Source organism: Pseudomonas sp. NFPP04, from assembly GCF_900113815.1.
Lineage (GTDB): Bacteria > Pseudomonadota > Gammaproteobacteria > Pseudomonadales > Pseudomonadaceae > Aquipseudomonas > Aquipseudomonas extremorientalis.
In genome coordinates, this window is the sequence record NZ_FOQS01000005.1 from 200,861 (window position 1) to 224,457 (window position 23,597).

The 23,597-nt window shown below is 62.2% G+C and carries 18 protein-coding genes; 8 read left to right on the plus strand and 10 right to left on the minus strand.

Annotation, left to right across the window (positions count from 1 at the left end; genetic code table 11):
* Positions 1-87: 87 nt before the first annotated feature.
* The gene (locus tag BM017_RS13040; RefSeq protein WP_092244847.1) at positions 88-438 is read right to left on the minus strand and encodes a DUF6124 family protein; all 351 of its coding nucleotides are present in this window, start codon (positions 436-438) and stop codon (positions 88-90) included.
* Positions 439-570: 132 nt separating this feature from the next.
* Here BM017_RS13040 and BM017_RS13045 point away from each other — a divergent pair, with 132 nt between their 5' ends.
* Positions 571-1,203, plus strand: a complete 633-nt coding sequence (locus BM017_RS13045; protein ID WP_071492000.1) for a LexA family protein — start codon at positions 571-573, stop codon at positions 1,201-1,203.
* Here BM017_RS13045 and BM017_RS13050 read toward each other — a convergent pair.
* From BM017_RS13050 to BM017_RS13065, 4 genes are read right to left on the minus strand one after another with little or no spacing between them, the layout of a single operon-like run.
* Positions 1,200-3,125, minus strand: a complete 1,926-nt coding sequence (locus BM017_RS13050) for an acetyl/propionyl/methylcrotonyl-CoA carboxylase subunit alpha (protein ID WP_092244850.1) — start codon at positions 3,123-3,125, stop codon at positions 1,200-1,202. The genes BM017_RS13045 and BM017_RS13050 overlap by 4 nt on opposite strands.
* The gene (locus BM017_RS13055; RefSeq protein WP_092244853.1) at positions 3,122-3,928 is read right to left on the minus strand and encodes a gamma-carboxygeranoyl-CoA hydratase; all 807 of its coding nucleotides are present in this window, start codon (positions 3,926-3,928) and stop codon (positions 3,122-3,124) included. The genes BM017_RS13050 and BM017_RS13055 overlap by 4 nt, the downstream gene beginning before the upstream one ends.
* A gap of 15 nt (positions 3,929-3,943) precedes the next feature.
* Positions 3,944-5,551, minus strand: coding sequence for a carboxyl transferase domain-containing protein (locus tag BM017_RS13060; RefSeq protein WP_092244856.1), 1,608 nt, complete (start codon positions 5,549-5,551; stop codon positions 3,944-3,946).
* An 11-nt stretch (positions 5,552-5,562) separates the two neighbouring features.
* Complete coding sequence (locus BM017_RS13065; RefSeq protein WP_092244859.1) at positions 5,563-6,726, minus strand: isovaleryl-CoA dehydrogenase; 1,164 nt, start codon at positions 6,724-6,726, stop codon at positions 5,563-5,565.
* Positions 6,727-6,876: 150 nt separating this feature from the next.
* Here BM017_RS13065 and BM017_RS13070 point away from each other — a divergent pair, with 150 nt between their 5' ends.
* Positions 6,877-8,514, plus strand: a complete 1,638-nt coding sequence (locus BM017_RS13070) for an AMP-binding protein (RefSeq protein WP_092244862.1) — start codon at positions 6,877-6,879, stop codon at positions 8,512-8,514.
* A gap of 541 nt (positions 8,515-9,055) precedes the next feature.
* Here BM017_RS13070 and BM017_RS13075 read toward each other — a convergent pair.
* The 3 genes from BM017_RS13075 to BM017_RS13085 form a co-directional block, all read right to left on the minus strand.
* Positions 9,056-9,955 carry a hydroxymethylglutaryl-CoA lyase gene (locus tag BM017_RS13075; RefSeq protein WP_092244864.1) on the minus strand — a complete coding sequence of 300 codons (900 nt, stop codon included), beginning with the start codon at positions 9,953-9,955 and terminating at the stop codon, positions 9,056-9,058.
* A gap of 16 nt (positions 9,956-9,971) precedes the next feature.
* Positions 9,972-10,364, minus strand: coding sequence for a MerR family transcriptional regulator (locus tag BM017_RS13080; RefSeq protein ID WP_071491993.1), 393 nt, complete (start codon positions 10,362-10,364; stop codon positions 9,972-9,974).
* A 113-nt stretch (positions 10,365-10,477) separates the two neighbouring features.
* A complete protein-coding gene (locus BM017_RS13085; protein ID WP_071491992.1) occupies positions 10,478-11,413 on the minus strand; it encodes a LysR family transcriptional regulator in 936 nt (311 codons plus the stop codon).
* Between the two features lie 151 nt (positions 11,414-11,564).
* On the opposite strand from BM017_RS13085, the gene BM017_RS13090 reads away from it, so the two are divergent.
* Positions 11,565-12,794: an acyl-CoA dehydrogenase gene (locus BM017_RS13090; protein ID WP_092244867.1), complete on the plus strand. Its 1,230-nt coding sequence runs from the start codon at positions 11,565-11,567 to the stop codon at positions 12,792-12,794.
* Between the two features lie 121 nt (positions 12,795-12,915).
* Here the strand turns inward: BM017_RS13090 and BM017_RS13095 are convergent, their stop codons facing one another.
* Together BM017_RS13095 and xthA are read right to left on the minus strand one after the other, a co-directional pair.
* The gene (locus BM017_RS13095) at positions 12,916-14,247 is read right to left on the minus strand and encodes a substrate-binding domain-containing protein (RefSeq protein ID WP_092244870.1); all 1,332 of its coding nucleotides are present in this window, start codon (positions 14,245-14,247) and stop codon (positions 12,916-12,918) included.
* Positions 14,248-14,368: 121 nt separating this feature from the next.
* Positions 14,369-15,181 carry an exodeoxyribonuclease III gene (gene xthA / locus BM017_RS13100; RefSeq protein ID WP_092244872.1) on the minus strand — a complete coding sequence of 271 codons (813 nt, stop codon included), beginning with the start codon at positions 15,179-15,181 and terminating at the stop codon, positions 14,369-14,371.
* Between the two features lie 168 nt (positions 15,182-15,349).
* Between xthA and BM017_RS13105 the strand changes: the two genes are divergently transcribed.
* The 5 genes from BM017_RS13105 to BM017_RS13125 all read left to right on the plus strand — a co-directional run bounded on the left by BM017_RS13105 (position 15,350) and on the right by BM017_RS13125 (position 23,588).
* Positions 15,350-16,000, plus strand: a complete 651-nt coding sequence (locus tag BM017_RS13105; RefSeq protein ID WP_092244875.1) for a GNAT family N-acetyltransferase — start codon at positions 15,350-15,352, stop codon at positions 15,998-16,000.
* Between the two features lie 64 nt (positions 16,001-16,064).
* The gene (locus BM017_RS13110; RefSeq protein ID WP_092244878.1) at positions 16,065-17,792 is read left to right on the plus strand and encodes an autotransporter assembly complex protein TamA; all 1,728 of its coding nucleotides are present in this window, start codon (positions 16,065-16,067) and stop codon (positions 17,790-17,792) included.
* Positions 17,792-21,463 carry a translocation/assembly module TamB domain-containing protein gene (locus tag BM017_RS13115; protein WP_092244882.1) on the plus strand — a complete coding sequence of 1,224 codons (3,672 nt, stop codon included), beginning with the start codon at positions 17,792-17,794 and terminating at the stop codon, positions 21,461-21,463. The genes BM017_RS13110 and BM017_RS13115 overlap by 1 nt, the downstream gene beginning before the upstream one ends.
* A 203-nt stretch (positions 21,464-21,666) precedes the next feature.
* Positions 21,667-22,140, plus strand: a complete 474-nt coding sequence (locus BM017_RS13120; RefSeq protein WP_092244885.1) for a MarR family winged helix-turn-helix transcriptional regulator — start codon at positions 21,667-21,669, stop codon at positions 22,138-22,140.
* Positions 22,137-23,588, plus strand: a complete 1,452-nt coding sequence (locus BM017_RS13125) for an efflux transporter outer membrane subunit (RefSeq protein ID WP_092244888.1) — start codon at positions 22,137-22,139, stop codon at positions 23,586-23,588. Before BM017_RS13120 ends, BM017_RS13125 begins: the two co-directional genes overlap by 4 nt.
* The last annotated feature ends 9 nt before the right edge of the window (positions 23,589-23,597 follow it).

A 23,597-nucleotide genomic window follows, 5' to 3' on the forward strand; every position in this document is an offset into this window, starting at 1 on the left:
CGATCAGCTGGGTCCAATAATAATCATTATCATTTGCAAGTCAAATGTTTTTATCCGTGAGATAGAAATATTTTTTCTTCGCGCCTGTCATCCGTTCGCTTGAGCCTCCGGCGCCTGCAACGACCGCTCCACCATCGCCTTCGCCATATCGATCAAATACACCACCGAAAACGCCAGGTCACGATGAGTGCCGCGATGGCTGCTCGCGGACTCATAGGCCGTGGCCGCTGCACTGCGCAACAGGTCCGAGGCGTGCACCAGGGCTTCCTCAGGGCTGATGCCTGGCTTAATGGCAAACAGGGCATCGTCAGGGGCTGGTGCCGACATATCTTCTTTCAAGTAAAAGTCCAATGCGCGCTTGGCGGCGCCGCTGCTGCGCAGGTCGTGCAGCTCGGTGTCTTCGGGGATTTCAGGCAGCAGATACGGGCTTGTCGTCATAAGGGGCGGTACTCTGGGGTGGGTGTCGAAAACCTTATGCCCGATGATAGTACGTATCGTATTTATGTCGTTTTATGGATTACTACAAACTGTTTATTGCCCTGGAAACTGCGTGACGTATTGTCAGCGCCCATGGATAACTGGATCGCGTTGGTCAAGGCCAACATGGAAGACCGCAAGGTCACGCAAGGTGAACTGGCTGAGCGCCTGGGCATGTCCCAGGGCGGCGTCGGCCATTGGCTCAACAAGCGCCGTGCGCCGAGCCTGGTGGACATGAATCGGGTGCTGGCGGCGCTGGGGCTGGGCTATCTGGAGGTCGCGCTGGATATTCGCGAGCGGGTCGATGAGCCGCCTGCGGAGAAAAACTACAACCCGTATTTCCGTTATCCGGTCAGCGATTGGAATGGGTTGTGCGAAGTACGTGAGCCGCGCACACCTTACGGCGCTGCCCGCTTCGAGCTGACGGATTACCACGCCCGGGGCGAAGCCTTCTGGCTGCCGGTCACCGGCGACGCCATGACCGCACCCAGTGGCCTGAGCATCAGTGCGGGCATGATGATCCTGGTGGACCCGGCCATTGCCGCCGAGCCCGGTAAATTAGTGGTGGCCCAGTGGGTCGGGAGCCCCCGGGCGACCTTTCGCCAGTTGCTGGAGGAGAGCGGCCAGCGTTACCTGGTGCCGCTCAATCCCACCTACCCGAAGCAGTTGCTAACCGACGATTGCCGCCTCCTGGGCGTCGTCGTACAGGCCACGGCAAAATTTTAACCAGCCGTTTCAAGCTCCACCAAAGTGCAACCTTCGGCAACCATTTCGCCTTCCTGGCAGAACAGTGCCTTGACCACCCCGGCCTGGGGCGCACGGATGCTGTGTTCCATTTTCATGGCTTCCAGCACCACCAGTTGCGTGCCGGCTTCCACCGGTTGGCCCACCTCTACCAGCACCCGTACGATGCTCCCATTCATCGGGGCTGTCAGCCCACCCTGATGGGACTGGTTGGCCTCGACCGCAGCAATCGGATCGAACAACGATACGCCGCGCATCTCGCCGTCCCAACGCAGATACACCGTGTGGTCATGGCGTACCGCCAGATGGCTGCGACGCACGCCCTGTTGTTCGATCAGCAACTGTTCGCCACGCAACTGTGGCGCCTGGGCGGCCTGCGTCACCAGTCGGTCCTGGCCATTGCAACTCAAATGCAGTGACACCTCGGCCGGCAGCCCGGCGCGAAAGCCGCGTTTATCTGCCCAGGGTCCATCCGATGGTGGCAGGCTCTGCATGAATGCCGCGGCGGCCGCCTGCCAGAATTCATCACCCAGTTCACCGGCCTCGGGCAACAACTCATCCTGATAGCGCGGAATGAATCCGGTATCCAGTTCCGCATCCGCAAACGCCGGATGCCCGATAATGCGCCGCAGAAAACCCAGGTTGGTCTTGAGCCCGCCGATGGCAAACTCATCCAGCATGCCCAACAACCGCAACCGCGCCTGTTCACGGTCCTCGCCCCAGGCAATCAGCTTGCCGAGCATGGGGTCATAGAACGGCGAGACGTTGTCGCCTTGCTCGACACCGCTGTCCACACGGCGCCCTGGTCCGGGTGCGGATTCGCGATACAGCGCCAGGTGCCCGGTGGCAGGCAGGAAGTCATTGGCCGGATCCTCGGCATACAGCCGCACTTCGATCGCATGGCCGACCAGCGGCACCTGTTCCTGGGTGATCGGCAGCGCCTCGCCCTGGGCGACACGAATCTGCCAGGCCACCAGATCCAGGCCGGTAATCGCTTCGGTGACGGGGTGCTCCACCTGCAGTCGCGTGTTCATCTCCATGAAGAAGAAATCGCCACGCGCGTCGAGCAAAAACTCCACAGTGCCAGCACCGACATAACCGATGGCCTGGGCCGCACGCACAGCCGCCTCGCCCATGGCCTTGCGTTGTTCAATACTCAACCCCGGTGCCGGCGCTTCCTCGACGACTTTTTGATGGCGACGCTGAATCGAGCAGTCCCGTTCGTTGAGGTACAGGCAATGCCCGTGTTGATCGGCGAACACCTGGATCTCCACATGACGTGGCTTGAGCAGGTATTTCTCCACCAGCATCTGCCCATTGCCGAAAGACGACAGCGCTTCTCGCTGGGCCGAAGCGAGCGCCTCGGCCAACTGGCTGACGTCCTCGACCACCTTCATGCCCTTGCCGCCGCCACCGGCCGTGGCCTTGAGCAGTACCGGGTAGCCAATGCGCTCGCAGGCGGCGCGGAAGGTGTCCAGGTCCTGGGCGTCGCCGTGATAGCCCGGCACCAGGGGCACGCCTGCGGTTTCCATCAGCGCCTTGGCGGCCGACTTGCTGCCCATGGCATCGATGGCGGAGGCGGGCGGCCCGAGGAAGATCAACCCGGCGGCTTCAATCGCACGGGCAAACCCGGCGTTCTCCGACAGAAAACCGTACCCCGGATGGATCGCCTGGGCGCCGCTGGACTGGGCGGCGGCGATCAGCTTGTCGATTTGCAGGTAGCTGTCGGTAGCCTTGCTGCCGCCCAGGTCGACGCGAATATCCGCCTCACGGCTGTGCCGTGCATCGCGGTCGATGGCGCTGTGCACCGCCACGGTGGTCAGGCCCATGGCCTTGGCGGTGCGCATCACGCGGCAGGCAATCTCGCCACGGTTGGCCACCAGCAGGGTTGTCAATTTACTCATGAACGCGGCTCCTGGGGCTGCCAGCTCGGTGGACGTTTTTGCAGGAACGCGCGCAAGCCTTCCTGGCCCTCGGTGCTGACCCGGATGCGCGCAATGGCGTTTTCGCAATAGCGACGCAGCGCTGGGGTGAGGGCACCGTTGCCCACTTCGCGCAACAGGTCTTTGCTGGCGCGCATGGCAGCCGGGCTGTTGTGCAGCAGGTTGGCGATCCACTGTTCGACCTGATGGTCCAGCTCGCCGATCGGATAGCTTTCCGCCAGTAAGCCGATGTCGCGTGCGCGCTGGCCGCCAAAGCGTTCGGCGGTCAGGGCATAGCGCCGTGCTGCGCGTTCGCCGATGGCTTGCACCACGAACGGGCTGATCACCGCCGGCGCCAGGCCGATGCGCACTTCCGACAGGCAGAACTGCGCATCATCGGCACCAATCGCCATGTCGCAGCAACTGATCAAGCCGAGTGCGCCCCCGTAGGCCGCGCCTTGCACCACCGCCAGGGTCGGGATTTTCATTTTGGCCAGGTTGTACATCAGCTCCGCGAGTTCGCGGGCATCGTCCAGGTTGGTGTGGTAATCCAACTCGGCCGACTGCTGCATCCAGGCCAGGTCGGCGCCGGCGCTGAAGTGCTTGCCGCGCCCGCGCAGGACCAGGAAGCGCAGGGACGGATCGCCTTGTACCCGATCGAGGGCGATGATCAGCTCGCGGATCATCTCGGCGTTGAACGCGTTGTTCTTGGCTTCACGACTGAGCCACAGCGTGGCAAAGCCACGGGGGTCGATGATCAGTTCGAGGGTGTTGAAATCGCTCATGGGGTACAGCTCCATTTACATGCGGAACACGCCGAAGCGGCTCGGCTCGATGGGGGCATTCAGCGACGCGGACAAGGCCAGCGCCAGCACGTCACGGGTCTGCAACGGGTCGATCACACCGTCGTCCCACAGGCGTGCGCTGGAGTAGTAGGGATGACCCTGGGTTTCGTACTGGTCGAGGATCGGCTGCTTGATCGCGGCTTCTTCTTCCGTGCTGAACGCTGTACCGGCGCGTTCGGCCTGCTCGCGCTTGACCTGCACCAGCACCCCCGCCGCCTGTTCGGCGCCCATCACGCCAATGCGTGCGTTGGGCCACATCCACAAAAAGCGCGGGTCATAGGCGCGGCCACACATGCCGTAGTTACCCGCGCCAAAGCTGCCGCCGATGATCACCGTGAACTTCGGCACCTTGGCGCAGGCCACGGCGGTGACCAGCTTGGCGCCATGCTTGGCGATGCCGCCGGCTTCGTACTTCTGGCCGACCATGAAGCCGGTGATGTTCTGCAGGAACAACAAGGGAATGCCGCGCTGACACGCCAGCTCGATAAAATGCGCGCCTTTTTGCGCCGCTTCGGCAAACAGAATCCCGTTGTTGGCCAGGATCGCAATCGGGTAGCCGTGCAGGTGGGCAAAGCCGCACACCAGGGTGGTGCCAAACAGCGCCTTGAATTCATCGAACACCGAACCGTCCACCAGCCGTGCAATGACTTCGCGCACATCAAACGGCTGCTTGGCGTCGGCCGGGATCACGCCGTACAACTCTTCACTGCTGTACAGCGGAGCTACCGGCGAACGTTGCAGCAACTGGCCTTGTTTGCGCCAGTTGAGGTTCGCCACGCTGCGCCGGGCCAGCGCCAGTGCATGCTCATCGCTGTCGGCATAGTGATCGGCCACCCCGGAAATCCTGCAGTGCACATCGGCCCCACCGAGGTCTTCGGCACTCACCACTTCACCGGTCGCCGCCTTCACCAACGGTGGACCGGCGAGGAAGATGGTGGCCTGGTCGCGCACCATGATTGCTTCGTCGGCCATGGCTGGCACATAGGCGCCACCGGCGGTGCACGAACCCATCACCACCGCAATCTGTGGGATGCCCTGGGCGCTCATGTTGGCCTGGTTGAAGAAGATCCGCCCGAAGTGCTCGCGGTCGGGAAACACTTCGTCCTGGCGCGGCAGGTTGGCGCCGCCAGAGTCCACCAGGTAGATGCACGGCAGGCGGTTCTGTTCGGCGATGGTCTGGGCGCGCAGGTGTTTTTTGACGGTGAGCGGGTAGTAGGAGCCGCCTTTGACCGTGGCGTCGTTGGCGACGATCATGCATTCGACGCCTTCCACGCGGCCGATCCCGGCAATCACCCCGGCGGCCGGCACGTCTTCGCCGTACACCTGATGGGCGGCCAGTTGGCTGAGTTCAAGGAACGGCGAGCCCGGGTCGAGCAAACGATTGATACGCTCGCGGGGCAGCAACTTGCCGCGTGAGGTGTGTCGCTCCTGTGCCTTGGCGCCGCCGCCTTGCTGCACGTGGGCGAGCAGGGTGTGCAGGGCGTCGACCTGTTGGCGCATCGCCGCGCTGTTGGCGGCAAACTCCGCCGAACGCGGGTTGAGCTGGGTGTGCAAGGTGGCCATGGTGCGCTCCTTCAGCGGGTTTCGTTGAAGAGTTCGCGACCGATCAGCATCCGCCGGATTTCACTGGTGCCGGCGCCGATCTCATACAGCTTGGCGTCGCGCAGCAGGCGCCCGGCCGGGAATTCGTTGATGTAGCCGTTGCCACCCAGGATCTGGATCGCGTCCAGGGCCATTTGCGTGGCGCGTTCGGCACTGTAGAGGATCACCCCGGCGGCATCCTTGCGCGTGGTCTCGCCAAGCTCGCAAGCCTGGGCCACCGCGTAGAGGTAGGCGCGGCTGGCGTTGAGCTGGGTGTACATGTCGGCAACCTTGCCCTGGATCAGCTGGAATTCGCCGATGCTCTGGCCGAACTGCTTGCGGTCGTGAATGTAGGGCACGATCAGGTCCATGCACGCTTGCATGATTCCGGTAGGGCCGCCGGAGAGCACCACGCGCTCGTAGTCGAGGCCGCTCATCAGCACTTTCACGCCGCCGTTGAGCGCGCCGAGGATGTTTTCTTCGGGCACTTCCACATCATCGAAAAACAGCTCGCAGGTGTTGGAGCCGCGCATGCCCAGCTTGTCGAACTTGTTGCTGCGGCTGAAGCCCTTCCAGTCGCGCTCGACGATAAACGCGGTGATGCCGTGCGGGCCCTTTTCCAGGTCGGTCTTGGCGTAGATCACATAGGTGCTGGCATCGGGGCCGTTGGTGATCCAGGTCTTGCTGCCGTTGAGTACGTAATGGTCGCCGCGCTTATCGGCGCGCAGCTTCATCGAGACCACATCGGAGCCGGCGTTTGGCTCGCTCATGGCCAGGGCGCCGACGTGTTCGCCACTGATGAGCTTGGGCAGGTATTTGAGTTTCTGCGCGTGATTGCCGTTGCGGTTGATCTGGTTCACACACAGGTTGGAGTGTGCGCCATAGGACAGCGCCACCGAGGCCGAGCCGCGGCTGATCTCTTCCATGGCCACCACGTGGGCCAGGTAGCCCAGGCCGGCGCCGCCGTATTCTTCAGGCACGGTGATGCCCAGCAGGCCCATGTCACCGAACTTGCGCCACAGGTCGGCGGGGAACAGGTTGTCGATGTCGATCTGCGCCGCACGGGGCGCGATTTCCTTGCCCACAAAGGACTGCACCTGGTCGCGCAGCATGTCGATGGTTTCACCGAGGGCGAAGTTCAGGGACGGGTAACTCATGGACAGGCACCTTAATGTGAGCATTGTTGTTGTGTGGATGGGGCGCCAGGGGAGGGCGCTCACCTTTACGTTAACGTAAGCTTGCGTTGCGGCGCTGTCAATCGTAGTTTACGTTTACGTCAACCTACAAAAAAGACAACAGGGGTCGTTATGGAACAACCGAACCAGAGCTACAGCCGCGGCTCACAGGACAAGACCTTGCTGGCCATGACGATTGGCCAAGCCTTTGACCGAACCGTTGCGCAGTTCCCCGATGGCGAGGCCCTGGTGGTGCGTCATCAACAACGTCGCTACACCTGGCGACAACTGGCGGAGACTGTCGATTTGCACGCGCGGGCGTTCATGGCCCTGGGCATGCAAACGGGCGACCGCCTGGGCATCTGGGCACCCAATTGTGCCGAGTGGTGCATCAGCCAGATTGCCAGTGCCAAGCTCGGGGTGATCCTGGTCAACATCAACCCGGCCTATCGCAGCAGCGAGTTGGACTACGTGCTCAAGCAGTCCGGCTGCCAGTGGCTGGTGTGCGCCGGCTCATTCAAAAGCTCCGATTACCACGCCATGCTGCAGGAGCTGAAACCAGACGTGCGCGGTCTCATCAGCCTCGATCCCAACCCGCCCGCAGGGTTCATGCCGTGGTCGCAACTGGCCGCGCTCGGCGCTGGCATTGCGCCCGAACAGTTGCACAGTCGCCAGGCCAGCCTGCACTTCGATCAGCCCGTGAATATCCAGTACACCTCCGGCACCACCGGCTTCCCCAAGGGCGCCACCCTCAGTCATCACAACATCCTCAATAACGGCTACATGGTCGGCGAAAGCCTGGGCCTGACCGCGCAAGATCGCCTGGTGATCCCGGTGCCGCTGTATCACTGCTTCGGCATGGTCATGGGCAACCTGGGCTGCATCACCCATGGCACCACCATGATCTATCCGAACGACGGCTTCGACCCGCTGCTGACCCTCACCACCGTCGCCGAAGAACGCGCCACCGGTCTTTACGGCGTACCCACCATGTTCATCGCCCTGCTCGATCACCCACAGCTGGGCGACTTTGACCTGTCTACGCTGCGCACCGGCATCATGGCTGGCGCCACGTGTCCCATCGAGGTGATGCGCCGGGTCATCAGCGAACTGCACATGCGCGAGGTCCAGATTGCCTACGGCATGACCGAGACCAGCCCGGTGTCGCTGCAAACCGGAGCGGACGATGACCTGGAGCGCCGTGTGACCACGGTCGGGCGCACCCAGCCACAATTGGAAAGCAAGATCATCGATGCAGACGGCAACACGGTGGCGCGTGGAGAAATCGGCGAATTGTGCACCCGCGGCTACAGCGTGATGCTCGGCTACTGGAACAACCCCGACGCCACGCGCGAGGCCATCGACGACGCCGGCTGGATGCACACCGGCGACCTGGCAAGCATGGATGCCCACGGCTACGTATGCATCGCCGGGCGCAACAAGGACATGATCATTCGCGGCGGCGAGAACGTGTACCCGCGTGAGCTGGAGGAGTTTTTCTTTACCCATCCGGCGGTGGCGGATGTGCAGGTCATCGGCATTCCGGATGCGCGCTACGGTGAAGCCATCGTTGCCTGGATCAAGTTCCACCCCGGCCATGTCGCCGATGAACTGGAGCTGCAAACCTGGTGCAAGGGCCGCATCGCGCACTTCAAGACGCCCAAGCACTTCAAGTTCGTAGAGGAGTTTCCGATGACGGTAACGGGCAAGATCCAGAAATTCCGCATGCGCGAGATTTCCATGGAGGAGTTGGGGGCAGGGCAGGAGTAAATCCCTGAATGCACAAAGGGGACCCGAGGGTCCCCTTTAATTTGTCGTTGCGTGCTCTTTTTTTATTATTGAGGGGCGGTCTATTGTTGTTTTTGGCAACCGTTACCCTTTACCGCTGTTTTTGGCGACCCCCATCCGGGATCAAGAGCAAACGTATTTTTTTGAGCGCTGATCTGCTTCTTCGTGATGATCCAACCAGTGGGCAGCTACCTGAGGTAGTTTTATTTTTCTCTGACCGGTTGCGGGTTTCGGCATGCCGTACCCTGCGAAGCACATCTTCTCCAAAAAAATCTGTTAGCTGCGTCTCTGCCGTGTTGTTTTTGTTATGTCAGAGTCGTTTCGTCTTATTTTTATTAGGTTTGGCGCTTTTTATTCTTGTTATGCGATAGAGATAGCAGAACCCGTGCCAACTTTTTAAAACCCTTTAAAATCAATGATTTGATTTTTGTGTAGGGATTGGCCTACGGCAAATACGACAAAATATGTTCCCGTGTTACTCGATGTGTAGGCGTGCGGTAACACATTGTCACGGCCAGGCTACTCAACCGGCGTCACGCGCCTTGGCCACACGCGATCCTGTTGGCCGGCCCAGTACGCTGCTGATCTGCTGCCCCGCGCCAATCAATGCCTCAAGGTCGATACCGGTCTCGATGCCCAGGCCGTCGAGCAGGTACAACACGTCTTCGGTGGCGACGTTACCGCTGGCGCCCTTGGCATAGGGGCAGCCGCCGAGGCCCGCGATAGAGCTGTCGAACACCGTGATGCCTTCCAGCAGGCTGGCGTAGATATTCGCGATGGCCTGGCCATAGGTGTCATGGAAGTGCCCCGCCAGCTTGTCCCGTGGCACCTGCGCCGCGACCACCTCGAACAGCCGTCGCGTGGCGCCTGCCGTGCCGGTGCCGATGGTGTCGCCCAGAGACACCTCGTAGCAGCCCATGGCATACAGCTCCCGCGCCACCGCCGCGACCTGTCCCGGCGCGATCTCGCCTTCATACGGGCACCCCAGCACGCAGGACACATAGCCCCGCACGCTGACCCCATGCTGCCTGGCCGCCGCCATGATCGGCGCGAAGCGCTCCAGGCTTTCACTGATGGAGCAATTGATATTGCGCTGGGAAAACGCCTCGGACGCAGCGGCAAACACCGCCACTTCCTTAACGCCAGCCGCCAGCGCGTCGTCAAACCCGCGCAGGTTCGGCGCCAGCGCACCATAAGTCACACCGGGCTTGCGCTGGATCTGCGCAAATACCTCGGCGGAACCGGCCATTTGCGGCACCCACTTGGGCGAGACAAAACTGCCGACCTCGATATAGCGCAAGCCGGCAGCGCTGAGGGCGTCCACCAAACGGACCTTGTCCGCCACGCTGATGGGTTGGGCTTCGTTCTGCAAACCATCGCGCGGGCCGACTTCCACCAGGCGCACGTGTGAGGGGAGGGACATGGCAATTACCTTCTGATCAGTGGTCGGCCTGGCGCAGGGTGTGGGCCAGGGCCTGGGTGCAGCGCTCTTCGGCGGTGTCCAGTTCCAGCTTCATCTGTTCGATGTCCAGCAGTTGCTGTTCCAGCTGCTCGCGGCGCTCGGCGATTTTTGCCAGCATGCTGTTGAGTTGCACGTGGTTGCCACTGGTGGGGTCGTAGAGTTCGATCAGCTCGCGGCACTCGGCCAGGGAAAAACCGATGCGCTTGCCCCGCAGGATCAGTTTGAGGCTGACCTTGTCGCGCGCCGAGTAGATGCGCTCCTGGCCCCGGCGTTCCGGGGCCAGCAGGCCTTGTTCTTCGTAGAAGCGAATGGCGCGGGTGGTGATGTCGAGCTCGCGGGCGAGGTCGGAGATGCTGTAAGTCGTGCTCATGGGGGCGCTCAAGGAGGTCTTGGCGTTAAGCTACTGGCAGGTTGACGTAAACGTCAAGGGTCGCTGCGCGACCCATCGAGGGCAAGTCCCCTCCCACAGGACGCTCGCCAACCTCACGCCTGTTGTTTATCCAGCTTCTTCTCATGGGCCGTGACCTGCTGGCACAACTCGATCATCTGCTCGCGCATCCAGCGGTTGGCCGGGTCCTGGTCGGTGCTTTCGTGCCAGTACAGATGGGTTTCCACCGGCGGTACGTCGTTGACCGGCAGGTTGAACCAGTGCAGTTCATGGCGGCGGGCGAAGCGCTCGGGCACGGTCATGACCATGTCGGTCTGCTGCAGCACCTGCGAGGCCATCAGGTAATGCTGGGAGCGCAGGGCGATCTTGCGCTGGATGCCCATCTTGCCCAGGGCCAGGTCCACATGACCCAGACCGTTGCGCCGGCTGGAAATATGGATGTGGGTCAGCGACAGGTAGTCATCCAGCGTGAGCTTGTCCTTGCCGGCCAGCGGATGCCCCTTGCGCATGGCACACACGTAGCGGTCTTCCATCAGCTTGACGTGGCGAACCTGCGGGTCCGTGTTGAGCGGCGCATCCACGGCAAAATCCAGGCGCCCGGCGGCCAGTTCCTTGGTGGTTTCGCGGCGCTTGGACAGGAAACTCTCGATCACCACCGTGGGCGCCAGGCGACGCAGGCGCTGGAACAGCAGCGGCAGGATCACCGCCTCGGTGAGGTCGGTCATGCTGATGCGGTAGGTCTTGGCCGCCTGTTGCGGGTTGAAGATGCGGCTTTCCTGCACTGATACCCGCAGCAACGACAGCGCATTGCGCACCGGGCCGATGATGTTCTGTGCCATCGGCGTCGGCACCATGCCCTGGGCGGTGCGCACGAACAACGGGTCGTTGAAGGTCTCACGCAGGCGCGCCAGCGCGTTGGACACCGCCGGCTGGGTGATGCCGACAATCTGCCCGGCGCGGGTCAGGTTGGCTTCGGTGTAGATCGCGTCAAAGACGATAAACAGGTTGAGGTCGACCTTGCTCAGATTCATTTCGCAGCGCTCTTATTGTTAGGTGGCCATACGTCGATCATATATCGGTGATGAATGTTAATACACGCCGAGAATAGGCTAGGTAAATTATCAACGCTGTTCTAGCATCGATTGCATGACCTAAACAACCTCTCAGAGAAGGGAGCTGCTCATGGATTTCGCCTATTCGCCCAAGGTTCAGGAACTGCGTGAACGCGTCACTGCGTTCATGGACGCTTACGTTTACCCGGCCGAGCCGGTGTTCGAACGCCAGGTCAGCGAAGGCGACCGCTGGCAGCCCACCGCAATCATGGAGGGGTTGAAAGCCAAGGCGAAGGCCGAAGGCCTGTGGAACCTGTTCCTGCCCGAATCCGAACTGGGCGCCGGCCTCACCAACCTCGAATACGCGCCACTGGCCGAAATCATGGGGCGCTCCCTGCTGGGCCCGGAGCCGTTCAACTGTTCCGCCCCCGACACCGGCAATATGGAAGTGCTGGTGCGCTACGCCAACGAAGAACAGAAGCAACGTTGGTTGGAGCCCTTGCTGCGCGGTGAGATCCGCTCAGCCTTCGCCATGACCGAGCCGGACGTCGCTTCCTCGGACGCCACCAACATGGCCGCCCGCGCCGAGCGCCAGGGCGACGAATGGGTGATCAACGGCAAGAAATGGTGGACCTCCGGGGCCTGCGATCCGCGCTGCAAGATCCTGATCTTCATGGGCCTGAGCAACCCGGATGCGCCACGCCACCAGCAGCACTCGATGATCCTGGTGCCAGTGGACACCCCGGGTGTGAAAATCGTGCGCCCGCTGCCGGTGTTCGGCTACGACGACGCGCCCCATGGTCACGCCGAGGTACTCTTCGACAACGTCCGTGTGCCCTATGAAAATGTCCTGCTCGGCGAAGGCCGGGGTTTCGAAATCGCCCAGGGCCGCCTCGGTCCAGGCCGTATCCACCACTGCATGCGCTCCATCGGCATGGCTGAGCGTGCGTTGGAGTTGATGTGCAAACGCTCCGTCAGCCGGACCGCGTTCGGCAAGCCGCTGGCCCGGTTGGGTGGCAATATCGACAAGATTGCCGACTCACGCATGGAGATCGACATGGCGCGCCTGCTGACCCTGAAAGCGGCGTACATGATGGACACCGTGGGCAACAAAGTGGCGAAGAGTGAAATCGCCCAGATCAAGGTAGTGGCGCCGAACGTGGCCTTGAAGGTGATCGACCGCGCAATCCAGATTCACGGCGGCGCCGGCGTTTCCAACGACTTCCCGCTGGCCTACATGTACGCCATGCAACGTACCTTGCGCCTGGCCGATGGCCCGGATGAAGTGCACCGGGCGGCCATCGGCAAGTTCGAGATTGGCAAGTACGTGCCTAAAGAGCTGATGCGCAGCGGGCAGTAACACCGCGTCGCCTGCATCGGGGGCAAGCCCCCTCCCACACTTGGATGTGTTGACAGATCAAAATGTGGGAGGGGGCTTGCCCCCGATGAGGCCGGATCAGGCAATGAAGCTCCATCAGCCCTCAGTAAACCCAAACCTCCACCCGCCGATTCTTGATCCGGCCTTCATCCGCCGTATTCGCCGCCACCGGCATCTGCGCACCCAACCCACGGATATCGCGCAGCACCACGGCGTTCTTCACCAACTCCCGACGCACCGCCATCGCCCGCAACTTTGACAGTAACGCGGCGCGCTGCGGGTCATCCTTGGCATCGCCAAAGCCCACCAGCGTCACCTGCTTATCCAGCTTGTCGTGGCTCTTCAGATACGCCACCACCCTTTGCAGATCCTGGCGCGCCTTGTTGTCCAGGCTGGCGCTGCCTTCTTCAAAGCGAAAATTCACCGTCAGGCGCTGGGCGTCGCGGGCGATACCCTGATAATCATCGGGCATCGACGGGCGCGGTTGCACGGCGATCGCCTGCACCTGCTGCGCAATAAACCCGTTTGCGGCCACAATCGCCTGGCCCTTGGCGCTCTGGGTAAAGTCCACCAGCGCCTTGGCCCACGGGTTATGCCCGGACGGCGGCAGGTAGAAAAACAACCGGCGTGACAGCGGGTAATCCTCGGTAGCAATCAGGCTGTTGAGCGCCAGCATGGGCTGTGAATCACCATCCACAATCGCCACGGCTTTGGCCTGGCGTACGTAGGGCAGGCCGATAAAGCCGATACCCTGCGGGTCGTGGCTGACCGCATCGGACAGCTGCTCGCTGGACTCGAAACGCTTGGCACCCGAGGCAAGCGGCTTGCCACGCAGACGCAATACCAGTTCCTTGAACGTGTCGTAGGTGCCGGATTGATCATCCCGTGCGTACACATGAATGGGGCCGCCCACTCCACCCAGCGCCTCCCAGGTACTGACCTCACCATTGAAAATCTGTGCCAGTTGCTCGGTATTCAGTGTGTTCAACGGGTTCTGCGGGTGGAGGATGATCGCCAGGCCGTCGATGGCAATCACTTGTTCGGCTTCAGGGCTTTTCAGGTCGCCCAGGGGTTCAAGGTCGACCAGTTCACTGTCCTTGATCGGGCGAGACGAGGCGGCGAGATCGGCGCTGGTTTTTTTCAGCGCCGTGAACCCGGTGCTCGATCCGTGGGCCGCGACCTCGATGGTCACGGTCTTGCCTTGGCGCGTCTTGCCGATCACACGCTGTTCATTGACGCCTTCGCCCGGTTCGCTGTGCACCGCCTGCAAGCCCTGATGCTCCATCAGCCCCTTGACCAGTGCCGGACCCAACGCCGCGCCAATGGTATTGGAGCCCTGGATACGCAGTGCCGGGCCTTGATCGGGAAGGGGCAGGGGAGCGGATACGGCGAAGAGGGGAAAAACGGTCAGCAGTAACAGAACGCGCAGCCTCATGCCGGCACCTTCTCAAGCCAAAGGGAGTGCCGCGAGAATAAGACAGGCAGGTTGCATAAATGTGACGGGTGCGCCGCAAGGCTGAATGTGGGAGGGGCAAGCCCACTCCCACTTTTTGCGATCAGCTCAGTTCCAGCCAGATCGGCGCATGGTCCGAAGGCTTCTCCAGCCCACGCAGCTCGTAATCCACCCCGGCATCCTTGACCCGCGAAAGCAGGCCATTGGAAGCCAGGATCACGTCAATGCGCAGCCCACGCTTGGGCTCGTCTTCAAAGCCCCGGCTGCGGTAGTCGAACCAGCTGAAGCGGTCGGCCACGTCCGGGTTGAGGTGGCGGAAGCTGTCCACCAGGCCCCAGTTTTTCAAGCGAGCCATCCATTCGCGCTCTTCCGGCAGGAAGCTGCATTTGCCGGTTTTGAGCCAACGCTTGGCGTTGTCGGCACCGATGCCGATGTCGCAGTCTTCCGGGGAAATGTTTACGTCGCCCATCACCACCAGCGCCTGGTCGTTGCTGAACTGGCTTTCCAGCAGCTGCTGCAGGTCTTCGTAGAAGCGCTGCTTGGCCGGGAACTTGGTCGGGTGGTCGCGGCTTTCGCCCTGGGGGAAGTAGCCGTTCATGATGGTGACCGGGTTGCCGTTCGCGTCGGCGAAGGTGCCCCAGATAAAGCGACGCTGGGCGTCCTCTTCGTCACTGGCAAAGCCTTTGTGCACGCTCAGGGCTTCCTTGCGCGAGAGCAGCGCCACCCCGTAGTGGCCTTTTTGCCCATGGTAGTACACGTGATAGCCAAGGGCCTGCACTTCGGCCAGCGGGAATTGGTCATCGTGGACTTTGGTTTCCTGCAAGCCGATCACGTCGGGCTGGTGCTTTTCAATCAGCGCCGCCAACTGATGAGGGCGGGCGCGCAGCCCGTTGATATTGAAGGAGACGATTTTCATGGTCGGCAGTCCAGTCTGGCAAAAGGGCGATGCTAGCGGACAAGTCGGACGGGGGCCAGCGTGGCGGTAGGGCACATGCACTGCTAATGTCTGGGAACGACTCGTGCTGTGTAGGTTCGTACCCATAAGAACGCTGCCTTTTGAGCCGCGCCCAGGGAGATTGACGGTATGCCGGACACTACAACTGCAAGTGCTGAAATTCGCCTGCTCAACAGCGGTTACTCCCGCGAGGCCCGGTCCCTGTTGTACCAGGCCTATCGGCATGAGCCGACCTTCGCCTACATCTTCGAAGCCGAGCGCCCCGGTTATGAACAACGGGTGCGCGCCACCGTGCGCGAGTTGGTCAAGCAGCACTTCTTTCAGAAACTGCCGGCCATCGGCCTGTTCGTCAACGACCGGCTGATCGGCATCGCCCTGATCGCGCCACCGCAGCGGCGCCTGGGCATCACCGAAAGCTGGGCCTGGCAACTGCGCATGTGGCTGAGCACCGGCGTGCGCGGTACACGGCGTTACCTCGACTACCATCACGCGGTGCTGGCGTGCCTGCCCAGTGAGTCGGTACATGTACTGCCGTTGCTGGGCATTCACCCGCAGTTCCAGGGTAAGCATTACGGCGAGCAGTTGCTGGAAGCCGTGCACAATTGGTGTGCCGAAGACCCGCATTCATCCGGTGTGGTGCTGGACACTGGGAATTCACGTTACCTGGAGTTCTATAAGCGTCAGGGCTACGAGGAAATCGGTGAAGTGGCTGTAGGCCCGATCCTGGAACATGTGTTTTTCCATCCCAATCCGCAGTCGTTACATGCTGCAACGGCTTAATACAGAATTATTCAGATAAATCCGAGTTCAAAGAGTCTCCCTTGCTCGTGTAGCATCCGCGCCTATGAAGTTTCCAGGAAGATTTACCAGCGGCTTGATTCTGCTGTTCACAAGCTGCGGCGCGTTGGCGCAAAGCGAACTGGACGTGCGGATCAAGCCTTCGAACGACGCGTTGAAAGCCAACATCGAAGGCTATATCGGCGGGGTGGGCGATCGTGATGAAGAGGCCCTGCTGCGGTTCAGCCGTGGCGCCGAGGAGCAGGCGCGCAAAGCTGCCCAGGCCCTTGGCTTCTATCAGCCACAGATCGACAGTGAAGTGAAGGGCGGCAAGAACCCGCGCCTGATCCTCACCATCGACCCCGGCGAACCGGTGCATTTGCGCAACGTGACCATTCGGGTCGACGGCCCCGCCGCAGACCTCAAGACCTTTCGCGTGCCCGTCAGCAACGACCTCAAGGCCGGCGCCGTGCTCAACCACGGCCATTACGAGGACGCCAAGCGCCTGATCCAGAACCAGGCTTCGCGCTACGGCTTTTTCAGCGGGCGCTTCACAAGCCAGAAACTCGCGGTAGACCCGAAGGCCGGTGTCGCCGATATCGAACTCATCTACGACAGCGGCCCGCGCTACACATTGGGCAAAGTCAGCTTCGCCGGCGACACGCCGTTTGACGAAGAGCTGCTGCAACGCATGGTGCCGTTCAAAAGCGGCACGCCCTACGATTCCGAACTGATCGCCGAACTCAACCAGAACCTGCAAGCCAGTGGCTTTTTTGAAGGCGTGCGCGTGGACGCCGCCCCTGCCGCGTCGACCAATGACATCATCCCGGTGGCCGTGCGCCTGGAGACTCGCAAGCCGCGCACCATGGGGCTGGGCCTGGGGTTTTCCACTGACGTCGGCCCGCGTGGCAAAGCCAACTGGACCCGCCACTGGGTCAACCCCCAGGGCCACAGCTATGGTTGGGAAGCCGAGCTGTCGGCGCCGCGGCAGAACGTCGGCCTGTGGTACGACATACCGCTGGACCCACCGCTCACCGATAAACTGCGCTTTGCCGGTGGCTATCAGAACGAAGAAATCGCCAATACCGACACCCTGAGTAAATTGCTCACCGTGGGCCCCGAGTGGCACAGCAAGTTGCCCAGCGGCTGGACCCGGGTGATTTCGCTCAAGTATCAGCGTGAAGAATATCGCCTGGGCAATGACTCCGGCCTGAGCAACCTGGTGATGCCGGGCGTCAGCTATTCCTATCTGCGCAGCGACAACCGCATCGACCCGCACAACGGCTACCGTCTGCAATTCGACACCAAAGTCGCCAAGGAAGGCCTGGGCTCCGATACCAACCTGCTTTACGGCACCGCCATGGTCAAAGGCCTGACCACGCTGTGGGACAACCATCGCTTCCTGGCCCGTGCGCAGGTGGGCGGCAGTGCCACCAACGGCTACAAATCGGTGCCGCCATCGCTGCGTTTCTTTGCCGGTGGCGACCAGAGCGTACGGGGCTATGAGTACCAGACACTGTCGCCGGAGAACGACCGGGGCGATCGCATCGGTGGCCGCTACATGGTGGCCCTGAGCGCCGAGTATCAATATTCCATCGCCGAGAAATGGCGGATCGCGACCTTCGTCGACCAGGGCAACTCGTTCAACACCCTGGAAATGCCCAGCCTTAAAACCGGCGTTGGCGTCGGTATCCGCTGGGTGTCGCCGGTCGGCCCGATCCGCCTGGACCTCGCCCATGCCCTGGAAGACCCGGGCGGCATTCGATTGCACTTTTCCATGGGGCCTGAGCTGTGATGCGTGGTGTGAAAATAGCGGGGTTGGCCGTGGTGGCGAGCCTTGCCGTGTTGTTGCTGGCAGTGTGGGCGCTGCTGGGCACCCAGGCGGGCAGCCGCTGGGTGTTGGCACGCGTGCCGGGCTTGAGTGTCGACAATTTCCAGGGGCATCTGGGCGGCCAATGGAGCGCCGACCATTTGCTGTGGCAGCAGGACAGCAGCCGTATCGAACTCCAGGCGCCCAAGCTGGATTGGTCGCCGGCCTGCCTGTTGCGCATGACCTTGTGCATCGACCGCTTGGACGTGGAACAGGTCAGCCTGCAATTTCCACCGAGCGCCGAAGAAAGCAGCGGCCCCATCGCACTGCCTGACTTGAAGCTACCCGTGGCCATCCAGTTGGGCGACGTTCGCGTCGGCAGCCTGCTGTTCAACGGCAGCGAAGAGCTCAAGGGCCTGCAACTGGCGGCGCATTGGACCGCCGCGGGCATGCAGATTGATTCGGTGCATTTGCAACGCGATGGCCTGGTGCTGGACCTTTCCGGCTTGCTGCAACCCACCGGTGACTGGCCGTTGAGCGCCAGCGGTAACCTTAGCCTGCCCTATGCGCCAGATGATGCACCATGGACGGTGGCGCTCAAGGTTGAGGGCGACCTGCTCAAGACCCTCAAGCTTGACGCCGACAGCACGGGCTATTTGCCGGCCAAGCTCACGGGAGAACTTCAACCCCTGGTGGAACACCTCCCAGCGCAATTACACATCACCGCCGACGGCTTCAAGCCTAGCGCCGAGCTGCCCGACACCCTGCAACTCAATCAACTCGACCTCACCGCCCAAGGTGATTTGAGCCGTGGCTACCAACTGCTGGGCAAAGCCGTGCTGCCGGCGGAAAAAGGCCCGGTGAACTTGCTGCTGCAAGGCAAGGTCGACGCCAAGGGTGCGCAGATCGCCGGCCTGGACCTGAATGCCGGTGACAAGCAAAGCCTCAAGCTCAGCGCCAATCTGGACTGGCAACAAGGCTTCAGCGCCGATGCCAAGGTCGACTGGCTGGACTTCCCCTGGCATCGCCTCTATCCGGTGATCGACGAGCCGCAAGTCACCCTGCGTACGTTCAATGGCGAGATTTCCTATAAAGACGGCAACTACCTGGGCAATCTCAAGGCCGACCTTGATGGCCCGGCGGGCAAGTTCAATGTGGTCACGCCGTTCAGTGGCGACCTCACGCAAATCTTCCTGCCCGAGCTGAAACTCACAGCCGGCCAGGGCAAGGCCGAGGGTCACCTGAACCTGCAATTTGCCGATGGCATTGCCTGGGACACTGCCCTCGACCTGTCGGCGCTGAACCCGGCGTACTGGGTCGCGGAACTGCCCGGCACCCTGGCCGGGCCGCTGCGCAGCAAGGGCGAGTTCAAGAACGAGCAACTCAAGCTCAATGCCGACCTCGACCTCAAGGGCCGCCTGCGCGGGCAAACCGCGGTGCTGGCGGCCAAGGCCGAAGGCGCGGGCGAGCAGTGGACCCTGGCCAACCTGGACATTCGCCTGGGCGACAACCGCATCAACGGCAGCGGCAGCCTGCAACAACGCCTGGCCGGGCAGATCGATATCAAGCTGGCGCGCCTGGCCCAGTTGTGGCCGCAGTTGCGCGGGCAGGTCAATGGCCGGCTCGACGTGGCCGGCAGCCTCAACGCGCCTCAGGGCAAACTCGCCCTCAAGGGCCAGCAACTGGCGTTTGCCGAGAACCGCCTGCAAAGCCTTACCCTCGATGCCAACCTGGATAACGCCCAGCGCGCCAAAATCGACCTCAAGGGTAGCGGTATCCAGGCCGGCGACACTCAGGTCGGCACCCTGACGGCCAGCGCCCAGGGCGATATCAAGCACCAGAAAGTCCAACTGGACCTGGCCGGCCCGTTGGTCAAGCTGGCCCTGGCATTGGACGGCAATCTCGACAAAGGCAATTGGCGCGGGCGCCTGGCCAGTGGCGACGTCCAAGCCGGCGGCCAGGACTGGAAGCTACAAGCCCCGGCCAAGATCGAACGCATGGCTGATGGCAGGCTGACATTTGCCGCGCACTGCTGGGTGTCCGGCCCTGCCAGCCTGTGCGGCGAAGACCAGCGCCTGATGCCCGAGCCGAAGCTGCGCTACCACCTCAAGCAATTCCCCATCGACAGCCTGGCGGCGTTCCTGCCCAAGGATTTCGCCTGGCAGGGCAAGCTCAATGCCGACCTGCAACTGGACCTCCCGGACAGCGGCCCCAAAGGCGTGGTCTCGGTGGACGCCAGTGGCGGCACCCTGCGCGTCAAGGACAAGGACCAGTGGCTGGATTTCCCGTACGACACCTTGAAGCTCGAAACCACCCTCAACCCCAAGCGCATCGACACGCAGCTCAACTTCCGTGGCGGCAAGTTGGGTGAATTGATGGTGCAGGCGCAACTCAACCCGTTGCCGAAGAACAAGCCGATCACCGGCAATTTCAACCTGGCCGGCCTTGACCTTTCCGTGGCGCGGCCGTTTGTGCCGATGGTGGAAACCCTTAGCGGCAAGCTCAATGGTAATGGCCGTATTTCCGGTGGTTTGCTGGCGCCCCAGGTCAACGGCAACGTCAACCTGGTGGGCGGCGAGATCTCCGGGCCGGAACTGCCCATCAGCCTGGAAGGCCTGAATGTGCAGGCGCTGATTGCCGGCGAAAGCGTGCAGCTCAACGGCGCCTGGCACAGTGGCAAGGCCGGGCAGGGCAGCCTCAAGGGTCAGGTCGACTGGGGCAAGGCGCTGGTGGTGGACCTCAGTTTGCAAGGCTCGCAGTTGCCGGTCACGGTCGAACCTTACGCCGTGTTGGAAGTGGCGCCCGACCTGAAAATCAGCCTGAAGAACGACAAGCTGGCCATCGCCGGCAACGTGCACATCCCACGTGGCGACATCACTGTGCGCGAGCTGCCGCCGTCGACGGTCAAGGTTTCCGATGACACGGTGATCATCGGCAGCCAGACCGAGGAGGGCAAACCACCGATGGCCATGGCGATGGATATCAACGTGGTGGTGGGCGAAGACAAGCTCAACTTCTCGGGCTTCGGCCTCACCGCCAAGGTCCAGGGCCAGGTGCACATCGGCGACAACCTCGACACCCGGGGCGAGCTATGGCTCAACGATGGCCGCTACCGCGCCTACGGCCAGAAGCTCGATGTGCGGCGTGCGCGGCTGTTGTTTGCCGGGCCGCTGGATCAGCCATTCCTGGATATCGAAGCGATTCGCAAGACGGGCGATGTGGTCGCCGGTATCCGCCTCAGTGGCAGCGCGGAACAGCCCACCACGCAAATCTTCTCCGAACCGGCCATGAGCCAGGAACAGGCGCTGTCCTACCTGGTGCTGGGGCGTCCGCTGAGCACCAGCGGTGAAGACAACAACATGCTGGCCCAGGCTGCGCTGGGCCTGGGTTTGATGGGCAGTGCCGGGGTCACCTCGGACCTGGCGAAGAACCTGGGCATCCAGGACTTTGAACTCGACACCCAGGGCAGCGGCAATAACACCGCCGTGGTGGCCAGCGGCAAGATCACCGAGAAACTCAGCCTGCGGTATGGGGTAGGCGTGTTCGAACCGGCCAGCACCATTGCCTTGCGCTACCTGTTGAGCAAGAAGGTGTACCTGGAAGTGGCGAGCGGCGTGGCCAGCTCCCTGGATATCTTCTACAAACGTGACTTCTAAGCCACACAGGGACAAAAATGTGGGAGGGGGCTTGCCCCCGATAGCGGTGTTTCAGTCGGCTTCAAGTTGGCTAACCCCCCGCTGTCGGGGCAAGCCCCCTGCTACATTACCAAGCAAGCTAATAATTCCATTTGACATTCGCTGCCTAAGCAGTAACATCTTGTCATACATTCACTGCCTAGGCAGTAATAAGGTGACTTCCGATGCCCCACTTCACCCCTGACAGCTTTCGCAACTGCCACCTCGGCCTGCTCCTGGGCCGGGCGGCGCTGCTCAAGGACCGCATTATCGACACCCATATGGAGCCGTACGGCGTGACCGCCGCGCAGTTCAAGGTGTTGATCATCATCGCTCAGTTCGACGTGGATACCCCGGCGGAGCTGTGCCGCAACCTGTCCCTGGACAGCGGTTCCATGACCCGCATGCTCGACCGCCTGGAGCAGAAAGGCCTACTGGCACGCCAGCGTTCCGAGCAGGACCGGCGCCAGGTGCGGCTGGTGCTGACCGAAGACGGCCAGCGCCTGGCGGACATGCTGCCGCACATCGGTGCCCAGTCGATGAACGAATTGGCCGGCGCACTGGAGCCCGGCGAGCTGCAGACCCTGGAGCGGATCCTCAAGAAAATTCTGGTAGCTGCCGGTGACGCCATCGTCATCCAGCGGGTAGGTAAAGAATGAACACACGTGCACTCAGCCTGGTGCTGGTGGCCATGAGCATGGCCGGTTGCGCCAACTACAGCGGCCTCGACACCCAAGGCAAACGCCTCGACGCCAGCACATTGCAAACCGGTAAAACCTTGAGCGGTGTGACCTTGTCGAGCGCTGCCTGGCCGACCGCTGACTGGTGGAAAAGCCTCGGCGACCCGCAACTCGACGGTCTGATCCAGGAAGCCCTGCAAAACAGCCCCGACATGCAAGTCGCCAGCGCCCGGGCCCACCAGGCCGAGGCTGCTGCCTATGCCGCCAACGCCGAGCGCATGCCGACCCTCGACGCCAGCGCCGGTGTCAGCCGCTCGCGCCTGGCAAAAGACCAGGACCCGCGCGGTGAAGGCGATGCTTATTCGACCGTGCGCAACATCGGCGCCAGCTTCAACTACACCTTCGACCTCTGGGGCGGCCAGCGGGCTGCCTGGGAAGCCGCGTTGGGTGAGGCGCGTGCTGCCCAGGTCGACCAGCAGGCCGCGCGCCTGACCCTGGCCGCCAACGTGGCCAAGGCCTACAGCGACCTGGGCCAGGCCCATATTGTGCGCGACCTGGCCAACGACGACCTCAAGCGCACCCGGCAGATGCTCGACCTGGGCAAGCGCCGGCTGAATTCGGGCATCGACAGCCAGTACCAGTACCAGCAGACCGAAAGCCTGGAAGCCAGCGCCCAGTCGCAACTGATCGACGCGGAAAAACAGCTGCAAAGCGCCAAGATCGCCCTGGCCGTATTGCTTGGCAAAGGCCCGGACCGTGGCAGTGAACTGGCCCGGCCCAACGTGCTGAAACCCAGCGCGGTGGCCGTGCCCTCGGTGCTGCCGGCCGAGCTGTTGGGCCGCCGCCCGGACCTGATCGCCGCGCGCTGGCGGGTCGAATCGGCGGGCCGGAACATCGATGCCAGCAAGACGCGCTTCTACCCTAACCTCAACCTGAGCGCGAGCGCCGGGGCCGAGTCGTTGCTGGGGGATGCGATGTTCGGGTCGGCCAGCCGCTTCTTCAACATTGCGCCGACGATCTCGCTGCCGATCTTCGACGGCGGCCGCCTGCGTGCCGACCTCGATGCCCGCGACGCCGACTACGACCTGGCGGTGGCGCAGTACAACAAAACCCTGGTGCAAGCCCTGGGCGATATCGGCAACACCCTTTCGCAACTGCGCGACACCGGCCGGCAGATCCAGGCCCAGCAACATGCCGCGGACATTGCCCAGCAGTCCTACGACACCGGGGTGCAGCGCTACAGCTCCGGGATCGGTAACTACCTGGATGTGCTCAGCATCGAGCAGCAACTGCTGCAGGCCCAGCGTCAGCTGGCAACCCTGAATGCCGCGCAGATCGATCTGTCGATTCAACTGATGCAGGCCCTGGGCGGCGGCTACAGCGCCGACAACGTGGCAGCGACCACCCCCGCCACACGCACGGAATAATTTGAGGTA

What these genes read in the sequence shown, in the direction of transcription:
- BM017_RS13040 (WP_092244847.1), bottom strand. Translation starts at nt 438, where the DNA reads ATGACGACAAGCCCGTATCTGCTGCCTGAAATCCCCGAAGACACCGAG.
- BM017_RS13045 (WP_071492000.1), top strand. Translation starts at nt 571, where the DNA reads ATGGATAACTGGATCGCGTTGGTCAAGGCCAACATGGAAGACCGCAAG.
- BM017_RS13050 (WP_092244850.1), bottom strand. Translation starts at nt 3,125, where the DNA reads ATGAGTAAATTGACAACCCTGCTGGTGGCCAACCGTGGCGAGATTGCC.
- BM017_RS13055 (WP_092244853.1), bottom strand. Translation starts at nt 3,928, where the DNA reads ATGAGCGATTTCAACACCCTCGAACTGATCATCGACCCCCGTGGCTTT.
- BM017_RS13060 (WP_092244856.1), bottom strand. Translation starts at nt 5,551, where the DNA reads ATGGCCACCTTGCACACCCAGCTCAACCCGCGTTCGGCGGAGTTTGCC.
- BM017_RS13065 (WP_092244859.1), bottom strand. Translation starts at nt 6,726, where the DNA reads ATGAGTTACCCGTCCCTGAACTTCGCCCTCGGTGAAACCATCGACATG.
- BM017_RS13070 (WP_092244862.1), top strand. Translation starts at nt 6,877, where the DNA reads ATGGAACAACCGAACCAGAGCTACAGCCGCGGCTCACAGGACAAGACC.
- BM017_RS13075 (WP_092244864.1), bottom strand. Translation starts at nt 9,955, where the DNA reads ATGTCCCTCCCCTCACACGTGCGCCTGGTGGAAGTCGGCCCGCGCGAT.
- BM017_RS13080 (WP_071491993.1), bottom strand. Translation starts at nt 10,364, where the DNA reads ATGAGCACGACTTACAGCATCTCCGACCTCGCCCGCGAGCTCGACATC.
- BM017_RS13085 (WP_071491992.1), bottom strand. Translation starts at nt 11,413, where the DNA reads ATGAATCTGAGCAAGGTCGACCTCAACCTGTTTATCGTCTTTGACGCG.
- BM017_RS13090 (WP_092244867.1), top strand. Translation starts at nt 11,565, where the DNA reads ATGGATTTCGCCTATTCGCCCAAGGTTCAGGAACTGCGTGAACGCGTC.
- BM017_RS13095 (WP_092244870.1), bottom strand. Translation starts at nt 14,247, where the DNA reads ATGAGGCTGCGCGTTCTGTTACTGCTGACCGTTTTTCCCCTCTTCGCC.
- xthA (WP_092244872.1), bottom strand. Translation starts at nt 15,181, where the DNA reads ATGAAAATCGTCTCCTTCAATATCAACGGGCTGCGCGCCCGCCCTCAT.
- BM017_RS13105 (WP_092244875.1), top strand. Translation starts at nt 15,350, where the DNA reads ATGCCGGACACTACAACTGCAAGTGCTGAAATTCGCCTGCTCAACAGC.
- BM017_RS13110 (WP_092244878.1), top strand. Translation starts at nt 16,065, where the DNA reads ATGAAGTTTCCAGGAAGATTTACCAGCGGCTTGATTCTGCTGTTCACA.
- BM017_RS13115 (WP_092244882.1), top strand. Translation starts at nt 17,792, where the DNA reads ATGCGTGGTGTGAAAATAGCGGGGTTGGCCGTGGTGGCGAGCCTTGCC.
- BM017_RS13120 (WP_092244885.1), top strand. Translation starts at nt 21,667, where the DNA reads ATGCCCCACTTCACCCCTGACAGCTTTCGCAACTGCCACCTCGGCCTG.
- BM017_RS13125 (WP_092244888.1), top strand. Translation starts at nt 22,137, where the DNA reads ATGAACACACGTGCACTCAGCCTGGTGCTGGTGGCCATGAGCATGGCC.